Annotated in this window: 9 protein-coding genes and 2 tRNA genes; 3 read left to right on the top strand and 8 right to left on the bottom strand. The window is 60.3% G+C overall.

Features of this window, described 5'->3' with window-relative positions; all coding sequences use genetic code 11:
- Positions 1-150: 150 nt before the first annotated feature.
- The 4 genes from JMV15_RS20185 to JMV15_RS20170 form a co-directional block, all read right to left on the bottom strand.
- The gene (locus JMV15_RS20185; RefSeq protein WP_038451401.1) at positions 151-1,431 is read right to left on the bottom strand and encodes a virulence factor family protein; all 1,281 of its coding nucleotides are present in this window, start codon (positions 1,429-1,431) and stop codon (positions 151-153) included.
- Positions 1,431-4,073 carry a bifunctional lysylphosphatidylglycerol flippase/synthetase MprF gene (mprF, locus tag JMV15_RS20180; RefSeq protein ID WP_014719775.1) on the bottom strand — a complete coding sequence of 881 codons (2,643 nt, stop codon included), beginning with the start codon at positions 4,071-4,073 and terminating at the stop codon, positions 1,431-1,433. The genes JMV15_RS20185 and mprF overlap by 1 nt, the downstream gene beginning before the upstream one ends.
- Positions 4,074-4,353: 280 nt before the next feature.
- Positions 4,354-4,430 (bottom strand) — tRNA-Met (locus tag JMV15_RS20175).
- 166 nt (positions 4,431-4,596) lie between these two features.
- Positions 4,597-4,673: transfer RNA gene (locus JMV15_RS20170), tRNA-Met, on the bottom strand.
- 278 nt (positions 4,674-4,951) lie between these two features.
- Here JMV15_RS20170 and dinB point away from each other — a divergent pair.
- On the top strand, positions 4,952-6,010 hold the full coding sequence (gene dinB, locus JMV15_RS20165; protein ID WP_014719774.1) for a DNA polymerase IV: 1,059 nt from the start codon (positions 4,952-4,954) through the stop codon (positions 6,008-6,010).
- Positions 6,011-6,139: 129 nt separating this feature from the next.
- On the opposite strand, the gene JMV15_RS20160 is transcribed toward dinB, so the two are convergent.
- The 4 genes from JMV15_RS20160 to JMV15_RS20145 form a co-directional block, all read right to left on the bottom strand.
- Entirely contained in the window at positions 6,140-7,093 is a 954-nt protein-coding gene (locus JMV15_RS20160; protein ID WP_038451399.1) for a hypothetical protein, read from the bottom strand.
- Positions 7,094-7,113: 20 nt separating this feature from the next.
- Positions 7,114-8,829 carry a proline--tRNA ligase gene (locus JMV15_RS20155; protein ID WP_014719772.1) on the bottom strand — a complete coding sequence of 572 codons (1,716 nt, stop codon included), beginning with the start codon at positions 8,827-8,829 and terminating at the stop codon, positions 7,114-7,116.
- 197 nt (positions 8,830-9,026) lie between these two features.
- Positions 9,027-10,559: an AmpG family muropeptide MFS transporter gene (locus JMV15_RS20150; protein WP_014719771.1), complete on the bottom strand. Its 1,533-nt coding sequence runs from the start codon at positions 10,557-10,559 to the stop codon at positions 9,027-9,029.
- A gap of 43 nt (positions 10,560-10,602) precedes the next feature.
- Positions 10,603-10,917, bottom strand: coding sequence for an MGMT family protein (locus JMV15_RS20145; RefSeq protein WP_020301352.1), 315 nt, complete (start codon positions 10,915-10,917; stop codon positions 10,603-10,605).
- Between the two features lie 193 nt (positions 10,918-11,110).
- On the opposite strand from JMV15_RS20145, the gene JMV15_RS20140 reads away from it, so the two are divergent.
- Positions 11,111-12,118, top strand: a complete 1,008-nt coding sequence (locus JMV15_RS20140; RefSeq protein ID WP_014719769.1) for a DUF481 domain-containing protein — start codon at positions 11,111-11,113, stop codon at positions 12,116-12,118.
- Positions 12,119-12,220: 102 nt separating this feature from the next.
- The gene (locus JMV15_RS20135; RefSeq protein ID WP_201491879.1) at positions 12,221-12,952 is read left to right on the top strand and encodes a HugZ family pyridoxamine 5'-phosphate oxidase; all 732 of its coding nucleotides are present in this window, start codon (positions 12,221-12,223) and stop codon (positions 12,950-12,952) included.
- The last annotated feature ends 29 nt before the right edge of the window (positions 12,953-12,981 follow it).

The raw sequence follows: 12,981 nt of genomic DNA, 5'->3' as shown, positions 1-12,981 counted from the left end.
ACCACACAGGCGCTGGTAATACTGGCCCGCAAGCTTGCTAGGGTGGTGTTCGCTCTGCTGAAAGGGCAAAGCGAATATCAGCCAAAAGTTGGTTGAGGGTTGCCCCTCAACCATAGAATCTCCCACATTGGGTCTTAGGTTAAGCTGGAGTTATTCGGCTTTGGCCTGATGCTTGACGATAATATCCACCAACCGCTTGGCCAGCGCCGGGTAGTTCTCATCGAAGTGATGCCCGCCCGGCAGCTTCATGGCTTCGCCCACGGCGGTCTTGTCGGTGCAGCCACTCTCGTCGACTTCTTCGGCGCCGTAGATGCACACGACTTTCTCAGGCGGCAGCTTGGCCATTTCCGGGCCGGTGGCGGCTTCTTTGCCGGCGTTGCCCAGCCAGCCTTCCACTTCGATTTCAAAGCTGCCGGTACGGGCGAAGGCCAGCAGGATGATCGCGTCCACCCGTTGCTGTTCGTTCTCTGGCATACGGTTGTAGATGGCCGGCAATACGTCGGCGCCGAACGAGTAACCGGTCAGCACGAAGCGCTTGGTGCCCCACTTTTGCCGGTAGTGTTGCATCAGCTCGGTGAGGTCCTTGGCGCTTTGCTCCGGCGTCTTGTGCTGCCAGTAGTAGCGCAGGGTGTCGATGCCCACCACCGGGTAGCCGATCTTCGCCATCTCGCCCGCCACGTCGCGGTCCAGGTCGCGCCAGCCGCCGTCACCGGAGAGGAATAGGGTCACGGTGTCCTTGGCTTGGCCAGCAGGCACTTCCACCACCGGAATCGCCAGGCCGCCGTTGTCCGAACCGACCAGTTGCTTGCGCAGTTCGTTATTCAGCACCTGTGGGTAATGAATGTCGTAGTCGCTGATGCTGGTAGTAGCGCGCGGTGTGTCACGTACGAAACTGGCGCTTTCATCGTCGGGGTTATCGTTCCACGCCACCAGCCAGCTGCCATGGGCGGCGGTTTTCGGCAGCGGGTCGTTGCAGCCTTCCTGTTTCAGGGCGAAGCCCACGGAGATGGCGTTGGCCTTGTCGTCGTTCTGGGTGGCCAGCCAGCGCCAGGCGAGTGCGGCGCCAGGGCCGATGCCGCTGACCAGGGTTGCCGGGCCTTTGAGCTGGGCCAGGGCGCCTTGCAGGGCTTTTTCCTGCAGTGCGCAGTCATCCTTGGGCAGCACCACCTGAACCAGTTGCGCAGCACCGCCCTGGCTCAGGGCAATCAGTTGGCTGTCGGTCAAGGTTTCGTCGGCCATCACCGCCACGGCCACGCGGGCTTTTGCGGTGCTGGCCGGGGTTACGCGGGTCATTACCGAACCGTCGGCCTGGGGCAAGTGCTCCAGAGTCGGTTGCGGGGCGGGGCGGTTCCAGTACCAGAAGCCACCCGCCGCGATCAGCGCAAGCAGCACCACTAAAGCCAATACATACCGCCAGGAGCGTCGAATCATCAGCGTTTCACCAATCCAGTCAAGCCGCCCGCAATCAGGGCGGCGGTATCGGCCAATGCCACCAGCGGATCCAGTCCTGCGGGCACGGCCATGTAACGGGGTTCCCAGTCGGGCTGGAACTTGTCTTTGAAGCGGCGCAAACCTTGGAAGTTATACAGTTGCTCGCCACGGCGGAACACCATCGAGCCCAGGCGCTGGGTCAGCGGTGCGCCACGGCGCGGTTGCAAGCCCGACAACGGCACCATGCCGAGGCTGAAGCGCGCGTAGTCGTGGCTCTTATAGTGTTGAATCAGGCCCACCATCATGAACTCCATGGTCAACTTGGGCGCGTCCGGGTGGGCACGCATCAGGTCGAGGCTGGCCAGGTCATGATTATAGGTTTCGAGCAGATTGGCGAAGGCCACCGGGCGCCCTTCGAAGCGAATGATCGCGATACGAAAGTGCTTGAGGTAGTCATCGCTGAAACGGCCCAGGGAGAAGCCTTTTTCCCGCACATTCTTACCTGTAAGCCAGGCGTCGGAGATGACTTTTAATTCATCCATCGGCGCCTTGCCCGGTTCGCAGATTTCCAGGGACAGGCCGTCCCGGGTGCCACGGTTCCAGGTGTAGCGCAAATCCTTCATTTCTTTGCCCTTGGCTTCCAGGTCAAAGCGTTTCAGGTCGACGCGGGCTTCTTCACCCAGTTTGATCGCGGTGAGGCCGATGTCCATGTAATACGGCAGGTTCTCGGCGCGTACCTGATAGAACACCGGACGGGCGTGGTGGATGTCGCACAGGTCGCGGAACTGCCAGATCATCTCGGCGCGCGGTTGGGTCGGGCCGATCGGGTCGTACAAGGCCACCAGGCTACGCCCGCGACGGGCATACATCAGGAAGGCTTCATCGTTAGGGTGAAACAGCAGCGCCTTGTCGCCGGTGAGCGCCAGGCCGCCGTCGGGTTGGGACGAGGCCATCAGGATCTTGCTGGCGCGCTCCAGTTCTTCCGGGGTCGGCAGGTGGATGACCGGGCGTGCCGTGCGCAGCAGCCAGGTCAGCGACACGATCACCAGCAACACGGCGGCGCCGAGCAGCGAACGCAAACCACGTGGGGCGTTGGCGTCGAGGGTGAACTGCCACCAGAGTTGGTGGCTGTAGGGCACGTCCTGGTAGGCAAACAGCAACAGCCAGATCGAAGCGCCGAGCACACAGACACTGGCCACCAGGTACAGCGGCGAAAACGGCAACTCGGTCAGGCGACTGGCGCGGTAGAACGAGCGCCGGAAGATGGCCAGCAGCACTGCGGTCATGGTCATCAGGCTGGCTTCTTCCCAGTCGAAGCCTTTAAGCAGCGAAAGCAGGGCGCCAACCAGCAGCAACACCATGGTCAGCATCCAGGCGGCCGACAACCGCCGGCGCAGGCCCTGGGCGAGCAACAGGCACAACACACCGATCAGGCTGGCACCGAAGTGCGACGCGTCAATCAGACGATGGGGAATCAGGAAGCCGATGTTTTCCAGGCGTGAGTCGATCTCTGGCGTGGCGCCGGAAAACAGCAGGACCACGCCGGACAAAAAAACCAGGACGGCCAATACTGGCGCTGCCAGCCCCGACGCTACCCGCAGACTTTGCTGGGTCTGGAACAGGCGCTGGGCCTCGTTGACCAGCAGGAATACGCAGGCGATCAGCAGCGGCAGCACCACGTAGATCATGCGGTACAGCAGCAAGGCAGCAGCCAGGGGCGCGGCACCGAGTTTGTCGGCAAAGGCCGCCAGCAGGATCGCTTCGAATACCCCCACGCCGCCCGGCACATGGCTGAGCACACCGGCGGCCAGGGCCAGCAGGTACACCAACAGGAACGGGCCGAAGGGCGGAGCTTCCGGCAACAGCAGATACAGCACGGTGGCGGCTGCGGCGACGTCCAGTGCGGTGATGATCAGTTGCAGGAAAGTCAGGCGTCGGCCAGGCAGGCGCAGGGTACGGCGCCCGGCCTTGACCAGCAGGTTGTCGGGGTAGGGCTGTTCCGGCAGGCGGCGGCGATAGATGCCGATGCACAGCAGGGCCGACAACAGCAGCACGGCGCCGGCAATGCCGCCGAGCAGGCTTTGCGATAAATGCAGGTAAGTCGAGGCGGCCGGCAAGTTGCTCAACGTGGCCAGCGCGGCCAGCGGCGGCAGGGCACAGCCCAGGGCCAGGCTGGCGAATACGGTCATGTGCGCCACTTCCGAGGCGCCGATGCCATGGCGTGCATATAAACGGTAACGCACCGAACCACCCGAGAGCATCGACAAACCAATGGCGTTGCCGATAGCAAAGGCGGTGAAACCACCCAGGGCCAAGGTTTTGGCGGGCAATTGCACGCCGGCATACCGCGCGCCGGAGAACTCATAGCCGAGCAGGATCACGAAGCCGGCGACCGCCGCCGCAAAGGCCCCCAATAGGGCAGGCTTGGGCACTTCCAGGATCGAATCGTGCAGGGCGTAGAGGTCCAGCTCCAGCAGCAGGTGCCGGCAGGCGATCAGGGCGATTGCAAACAGCAGGAGCGTCACGGCTAGGCCGATGGGCTGGCGATACTTGCTCAACAGGTCCAGCCACCGCAAACGGGTGGGAGTGATCGGTTGTTCTGCTGTAACGGTGTCTTGTGGTTCAGACGAGTTGGCGCGCATCAATCACCTCGTGGATTGTGCGCGACAGGATGGAGGTATCCAGCCAAGTTACCAATCCCTATGGACAAAATAATTACAAATATTAACGCGGATCACCGGGCGCGGCGACTGCGGCCATTGGTCGTAGAGGGGGAGCGCTTGAGCAGTGAGCATAGCGTGCAATGAGATGGACTCTGCAAACCGTCTACGGTTTCATGAAAGATGCCATGCCATTGTTTCAGAAGAACTTTTTCGCCAGATACAAAAAAGGCCACTCTTTCGAGTAGCCTTTTTTGATGTTTGGTTGCGGGAGCCGGATTTGAACCGACGACCTTCGGGTTATGAGCCCGACGAGCTACCAGACTGCTCCATCCCGCGTCTGTGGGCGGCATTCTACAGCCCAATGGCGGGGTGTCAACCGTTAATGAGCCGATCGCTGAAATAAGCGCTAATTATTCAGAAATCAAGGTGTTGGGCGCGTCGTGCTAGGAAAAACAGACGCGCACAAAAAAGGCCACTCTTTCGAGTAGCCTTTTTTGATGTTTGGTTGCGGGAGCCGGATTTGAACCGACGACCTTCGGGTTATGAGCCCGACGAGCTACCAGACTGCTCCATCCCGCGTCTGTGTGTCGGCATTCTACAGAGGAACGCGAGTGTGTCAACCCGTAAACTGAAGAAAAGCGCTTGTGCTTCAATCGGTTAGCGCTTGATGAGGAGCTTCACGAGGGCTTGGAGCCAGGCAGGGCAAGGCTTTCAGCTCTATTGGGATGCTAGATTCGATTAAGAAAATATATTCATCTGCGAAATTTCCTACCGCTCAGGCGGAAGATTCAAACTACTGGTGCTATATACAGGGGTGAGTGCGATACTGGCCACCCGTTGGTTAACACTCCGTTTATATGACGCAGCGCAAAATCATCCACGTCGACTGTGATTGCTTCTACGCCGCCATCGAGATGCGCGACGACCCGAGCCTGGCGCAAAAGCCCTTGGCCGTCGGTGGCTCGGCAGATCGGCGTGGGGTGATAGCCACCTGCAACTACGAGGCGCGGGCGTATGGGGTGCGTTCGGCGATGTCGTCACGTCACGCCTTGAAGCTCTGCCCGGACTTGACCATTGTTAAGCCGCGCATGGATGCCTATAAAGAAGCGTCGAAAGAAATCCAACTGATCTTCCGTGACTACACCGACTTGATCGAGCCGTTGTCGCTGGATGAGGCCTACCTCGACGTGTCTGACAGCCCGCATTTTGGCGGCAGCGCCACGCGTATTGCCCAGGACATTCGGCGCCGGGTCTCTAACCAGTTGCATATCACTGTGTCTGCCGGCGTGGCGCCCAATAAGTTTTTGGCCAAGATCGCCAGCGACTGGAAAAAGCCCAACGGCCTGTTTGTGATCACGCCGGATCAGGTTGAGGACTTTGTCTCGCAGTTGCGTGTCAGCAAACTGCATGGCGTGGGCAAGGTCACCGCTGACAAGCTGGCGCGCCTGGGCATCGAAGACTGCCTGCAATTGCGCGACTGGAACAAACTGGCGCTGGTGCGCGAATTCGGCAGTTTTGGCGAGCGCCTCTGGAGCCTGGCCCGTGGAATTGATGACCGTGTGGTGCAAAACGACAGCCGTCGGCAATCGATTAGCGTGGAAAACACCTACGATGTGGACTTGCCGGATCTTTCAAGTTGCCTGGCGAAACTGCCGGAGCTGATGGAGACCCTGGCCGGGCGTATGGCGCGTATCGACAGCAGCTACCGGGCGGGCAAGCCGTTCGTGAAAGTGAAGTTTCATGACTTTACCCAGACGACGCTGGAGCAGGCCGGGGCAGGACGGGATCTGGAGAGTTATGAACAGTTGATGACCCAGGCGTTCAATCGCGGGGGCAAGCCGGTGCGGTTGCTGGGGATAGGCGTACGGTTGCTAGACCTGAGCGGCGGCAACGAACAGCTCGAGTTTTCCTGGTAAAAACCCGAAACAAATGTGGGAGCTGGCTTGCTTGCGATAGCCGTGTGTCAGTCAAGAATGCTTTAACTGATACACCGCTATCGCAGGCAAGCCAGCTCCCACAGTTTGATCTTCACAGGTATTGCACGATCAACGTGCGCCAGGATCGGCGACTAACCGCCCCGCATCCTTGGTCAGTGCCTGCACAAACTCCTGCTGCAGCTCCGGGTCGTTGCGCGTCAGTTCGATCAGGCTTTGTTCCAGCTCGCTGGCTTCTTCTTCCAGGCCCAGCTCCGACAGGCGTTTGACCCGGTGTACCCACTGGTTCACTTCGTCATCTTCCAGGTCGTCATAGATCAGGGCATGGGCTTCGAGCAGCTTGCTGCGTAGCGTGTTGCTGACCGCCAGGGTCGAGTCGGTGTGCACGTCGTCCTGGCCATCCGCCACAGTGATTTTCAGCGTGGTGATGCGGTTCAGGTCCTGCTCGGCAAAGGGGCTGTCCAACAGGTTCAGGCGCAGTATGCCGTTACGGTCGGTGGTCAGCTCGTGGGTCTGCTTGCCGGCGGTGACTTGCACCGGGCGCTCGCTCCAGGGCAGGCTCGAATACTCCAGGCGCTTGTCACGCTGGACTTCATCGATGGCCGCCAGGTTCTGTTGCGCACGGCCGTGGGATTGCACGTTCATGAACGGGTTGATGCCGTCCACGCCATAGCTCAACCAGTCATGGGTCACACTCGTGGGCAGGTTGCCGAGGGCGAAGATATTCGCCACGTTGGCACCCACGCCCGCTACCAGCGCCACGGCACCCAGGGGCATCTCATAGAGTTTGCGCCAGGGCTGGTAGGGCGTGTAGCGGTCGTAACGACGGGTGACTTCGAATTCGGTGACCTCGAAGGTCTTCTGCTCATGAATGCGAACCCGGCGTTGCGGCAGCTCCAGCACTTTAGGCTCGCCTACATCGATCTGCAGGCTGTGGTCGAGCAACTTACGCTCGACCCGCTCCTCGTGTTCACTGCGTTGCGACATCTGATTGGCGCAGCCGCTGACCAGCAGGGCGCCGCACAAGGCGGCGCCCCCCAGGGCTCTGGTGTTTCGCTTGAACATGACTTCTCTTGATCTGGTTTTCAGCGACGAATACGCGCCTGGAGGAAAGACAGCACCTCAGCCACCGGCAACGGTTGGGCTTCGGCTTCGGTCCGGCTCTTGTATTCCAGATTGCCATCCGCCAGGCCGCGGTCACTGACCACGATCCGGTGCGGGATGCCAATCAGTTCCATGTCGGCGAACTTGATGCCCGGGCTGGTTTTCTTGTCCCGATCATCGAGCAGCACTTCAAAACCGGCAGCGGTGAGTTGCGCGTACAGCTTGTCGGTGGCTTCGCGTACTTGCTCGGTTTCATAGCGCAATGGCACCAGGGCCACCTGGAACGGCGCCAGGGCGTCACTCCAGATGATGCCTTTCTCGTCGTTGTTCTGCTCGATGGCAGCGGCAACCACGCGGGACACGCCAATGCCGTAGCAGCCCATGTCCAGGGTGATCGGCTTGCCGTTTTCGCCAAGCACTTCGCACTTCATCGCCTTGCTGTACTTGTTGCCCAGCTGGAAGATGTGCCCGACTTCGATGCCGCGCTTGATCTCCAGGGTGCCCTTGCCATCCGGACTCGGGTCGCCGGCCACGACATTGCGCAGGTCGGCCACGGTCGGAACCGGCAGGTCACGCTCCCAGTTCACGCCGAAGTAGTGCTTGTCGTCGATGTTGGCACCGATACCGAAATCGCTCATCAGCTCCACCGAACGGTCGATGATGATCGGCAGTGGCAGGTTCAGCGGGCCGAGGGAACCGGCACCGGCGCCAATGGCGTCGCGCAGTTCGGCATCGGTGGCCATGACCAGCGGGCTGGCTACGCCAGGCTGGTTAGCGGCCTTGATTTCGTTGAGCTCGTGGTCACCACGGATCACCAGGGCGATCAGCTTGCCTTCTTCTTCGGCGCGCACGATCAGGGTCTTGATGGTCTTTTCAATCGGCAGATTGAATTTCTCCACCAGGGCCGCGATGGTCTTGGTGTCTGGCGTGTCGACCAGGCGCAGCTCCTCGGTGGGAGCAGGGCGCGAGGTTTCACGTGGTATGGCTTCGGCCTTCTCGATGTTCGCCGCGTAGTCGGAACCGTTGCTGAACACGATATCGTCTTCGCCAGACTCGGCCAGCACGTGGAATTCGTGGGAGCCGGCACCGCCGATGGAGCCGTTGTCCGCTTCAACCGGGCGGAACTTCAGGCCCAGGCGCGTGAACACGTTGCAGTAGGCCTGGTGCATGCGGTCGTAGGTCGCTTGCAGGGAAGCCTGGTCGGCGTGGAACGAATAGGCGTCCTTCATGATGAACTCGCGGCCACGCATCAAGCCGAAGCGTGGGCGGATCTCATCACGGAACTTGGTCTGGATCTGATACAGGTTGAGCGGCAACTGCTTATAGCTGCTCAGCTCGTTGCGCATCAGGTCGGTGATGACTTCTTCGTGGGTCGGGCCGGCGCAGAAATCGCGGCCATGACGGTCTTTGAAGCGCAGCAACTCAGGGCCGTACTCTTCCCAGCGCCCGGATTCCTGCCACAACTCAGCCGGTTGGGTGCTCGGCATCAACACTTCCAGAGAGCCGGCAGCGTTCATTTCTTCACGAACGATGGCTTCGACCTTGCGCATCACCTTCAAGCCCATGGGCAACCAGGTGTACAGGCCCGAGGCCAGTTTGCGGATCATACCGGCGCGCAGCATCAACTGATGGCTGATTACAACCGCGTCGGAAGGCGTTTCTTTCTGTGTGGCGAGCAAATATTGACTGGTACGCATGGTAGGCCGTTGTCGGTTGCTTGGACTTGAAATGACTTGGGATTGTACGGGCGCTTGTCGCCGGAGTACAGGCGTGAGGTGGCGGGGCGTATCTGTCGTAACGGTCGCTTGTGTGGGAGCTGGCTTGCCTGCGATAGCGGCGCTGGGTTCACCACCGCTATCGCAGGCAAGCCAGCTCCCACATTGACTGAGTCGTGTCAGTCTTCCGGCGGGGGATTCAGCCGGGCGCGGCGGTTCTCCTGGAACCAATGCAACGCAATCAGGAGCAGCGTCGGCACGCCCAGCAGGCAGGTGATCATAAAGAAGTTGTGGTAACCGAACTTCTCCACCATCACTCCTGAATAGCCGCCGATCAAACGTGGCAGCAACAGCATGATCGAACTGAGCAGCGCATATTGGGTGGCGGAGAACTTGAGGTTGGTGAGGCTCGACAGGTAAGCCACGAATGCCGAGGTGGCCATGCCCGAACTGAAGTTGTCCAGGGAGATGGTCACGATCAACATCTGCAGGTCGGGGCCCATGTCGGCGAGCATCACGAACAGCAGGTTGGTACCGGCCGAGGCCACGCCGCCGATGAACAGGATCGGCAATATGCCGAACCGCACGATCAACAGGCCGCCCATGCCGGCGCCGAGCAGGGTCATGATCAGGCCGAAGATCTTGCTCACTCCGGCGATCTGGTCCTTGGTGAAACCCTGGTCGATATAGAACACGTTGGCCATGACGCCCATCACCGTGTCGGACATGCGATAGGTGGCAATCAGCCCGAGCAGCAGCAGCGCCTGCCAACGGTAGCGCAGGATAAAGTCGTTGACCGGCGTGAGCACGGGCGCCAGGCCCCGGCGGCCCATGGCTGAAAGGCACAGGGTAGTGAGGATGATATAGAGGATGGCGCGCAGGAACGCGCGGTCTTCCATCAGCAGTTCCCACAAACTCACGCCCTGGAACAGCACGCTGGCGAAGTCGGTGTTGTACAACTGAGTGAACATCGCCGGCACCGAGACCAACAGCACGATCAGCACAAACACCGACACCAACTGGTGCATGAAACTGTAGCGGCCGGCCTGCAACTGGGTGCGCAGTGGCACATCAGGTTCACGCATGAGGAAGGTGGTGAGCAACGCCGGCACCATCAACACGCCGAACAGCACATAGGTGCCGGTCCAGGCCGAGTGTTTATAGTTGAAGCCGGTGGAGCCAAAGCCTTCGGCAAAGAACAGCGCGCCGGCCGTGGCCAGCAGGGCGGCAATGCGATAGCCGGACATGTAGCTTGCCGCCAGGGCGGCCTGACGGCTGTCGTCGGCGATTTCCAGGCGGTAGGCATCCACGGCGATATCTTGGGTGGCCGACGCGAAGGCGACGATCACCGCGATGGCGATCAACCAGGACAGGTGCTTTTGCGGGTCACAAAAACCCATGCCGATCAATCCGAGGATCACCAGCGATTGGGCCAGCACCAGCCAGGAGCGACGACGCCCCAGTTTACCGAGCAACGGCAAGCGCCATTGATCGAGTAGCGGCGACCAGACCCATTTAAAGGCGTAGGCCAGGCCGATCAGGCTCGCATAGCCAATGGTCTCGCGAGCCACACCGGCTTCACGCAGCCACACCGAAAGCGTCGAAAACACCAACATGTAAGGCATGCCGGCGGCGAAACCGAGCAACAACAGCACTAACGTCGAAGGGCTGGCATAGGCGGCGAGCGCGGCGCGCCAGGTTTTACGGGGCATGGGCTGGAGTCTGCCTCAGATTTGCGGAAACAAAGCGCGCACTCTAACCGCTGTGCTCTACCGGGCGCCAGCCATGACGCTGAATATCAACACGATTGTTCAGGATAGTGACGCCTTCGCTACGTAAACGCGCACGTTGTTCGTCGCCCGAGGCACTGCCCACCGGCAGGCTTATCCGACCACCGGCACCCAGCACCCGATGCCAGGGCAACCGCGTGTCTTGCGGCAACTGGCTCAGGGTGCGCCCGACCCAGCGGGCAGCACGGCCCAGACCCGCCAGGTGGGCCAGCTCGCCGTAACTCACCACGCAGCCTTCGGGCACCTGCGACAGCGTCAGGTACAGGGCGGTGCGGCGCATCTCGGCGGGGCTTTGTGGTGCATCTGCAGGTGGGATCACTGTGGAGATATCCGTTGAGATCGTCGTTGTTTTGTCAGAAACGTCTGTAAACATGACGATGAGTATTGAACTCAATATAAATCCTTGAGTCAGTTCTAGCCATGTAACACTATAACGCCCCTTTTTTCGCCTATCCTGAGCCCCGTACCTGCTTATGTTGTCCAGAACCCTGTTGTGCCTTGCTGTTTTCAGTGCTTCCACGCCCTTGCTCGCCGATACCGTCTGGTTGAAAAACGGTGACCGGCTCACTGGCAAGATAAAAGTCTTCGACGGTGGCAAGTTGCTGATCCAAACCACCTACGCAGGCTCCATTCCGGTGGACTGGAAGCAGGTCAAAACCCTGGAAAGTGACCAGGAGCTGCTGGTCAAGCAGGACGCCTACAGCGGTGAAAAGGCCAAGTCCTTGCAGGCATCGGATGACGGCAAGGTGGTGCTGGCCAATGGCGAGGCGCCCAAGACGGTGGAACTGGCAAGTATCCAACAGATCATGAAGCCCAAGCCCGTGATCGAAGACCTGGTGTGGAAGGGTAATGTCGACCTGGCGCTGGACTACAAACGCGCGGACAAAGACACCAACGACTACGATATCGACTTCAAGACCTCGGCCCGTCACGGCCAGTGGCGTCATACGGGCAAGGGCGAATATAACCGCGAGTTCCAGGACGACGTCACCACCACCGACAACTGGGCCCTGGAATACGACCTGGACCGTTTTATCACCGAGCACTGGTTCTGGCAGGGGCGCCTGACTTATAAGCGCGACAAGGTCGAAGACCTGGCGCGCCAGCGCACCGTGGGTACCGGCCCGGGCTACCAGTTCTGGGACGATGAGTTGGGCGCGTTCTCCCTCGGGTCGCTGGTCAACCGTACCGATTACGAATATGCCGACGGCGGCAAGGACAACTTCTACTCTCTGGCCATGAAGTGGAACTACAACCGCTACCTGGTGGGCAAGACCGTGGAGTTCTTCACCAACGGCGAATTGGGCAAGCCTCTGGACGGCCCGGCCGATTACTCCCTGGATGCCGAGATGGGCCTGCGCTACAAAGTCACCGAATGGGCGTCCCTCAATCTCAAGGCCGAGCGTGACGTCATCAGCGGCGACTCCGATAGCAGCTTGAGCAAGACCCGTTACACCGCAGGCTTCGGCGTGGCCTGGTAAATCGGCGTCGGCCACTCTGGCAACCTGCGCAGATATTGATTACCTTGTGTTGAGATCCATTCCCATATGCCATGGGCGGCGGAACACCCGAGGAGTCATCTATTGAGCACGCAGGTTGCCAAGAACGCCCGAGAGCTGTTGCTCAAGGAATACCGTGGGGCGCTCGCCACACAGTCCAAAGCCATGCCCGGCTTTCCCTTTGGCTCGGTGGTGCCCTACTGCCTGGACGAGCAGGGCCGCCCGCTGATCCTGATCAGCCGCATTGCCCAGCACACCCACAACCTGCAAAAAGATCCCAAGTGTTCGATGTTGGTGGGTGAGCGCGAGGCCGATGATGTGCAAGCCGTGGGGCGCCTGACCTACCTGGCCGAAGCCGAGAAGCTGGAAGACTCCGCCGCCATCGAAGCTGCGGCCGAGCGCTACTACCGCTACTTCCCTGATTCGGCCAACTACCACAAGGCCCACGATTTCGATTTCTGGGTGCTCAAACCCGTGCGTCACCGTTACATCGGTGGGTTTGGCGCGATCCATTGGGTCGACCAGTTGACCTTGGCCAACCCGTTTGCGGGCAAGGCCGAGCGCAGCATGATCGAGCACATGAACAGCGATCACACCAAGGCCATTGCCCATTACGTCGAGCTGGGCGGCTTGCCGACCACCGAGCCTGCACAGTTGGCCGGCATCGACAGCGAAGGCATGCACCTGCGCATTGGCCAATCGTTACATTGGCTAGGGTTTGCCGAGCCCTGCAATACGCCGACACAAGTGCGTGAAGCCCTGGTTTCATTGGCGCACGCTGAAGTCTGGCCGAAAAAAACCGCGGCTACTGCTTGAATTCACACAACGGCGACGTCATCTAAGGT

This window comes from Pseudomonas paracarnis (assembly GCF_904063055.1).
GTDB classification, from domain to species: domain Bacteria; phylum Pseudomonadota; class Gammaproteobacteria; order Pseudomonadales; family Pseudomonadaceae; genus Aquipseudomonas; species Aquipseudomonas paracarnis.
Note: the sequence above shows the minus strand (reverse complement) of the source record. Positions and strands in the feature narration are given on the sequence as shown.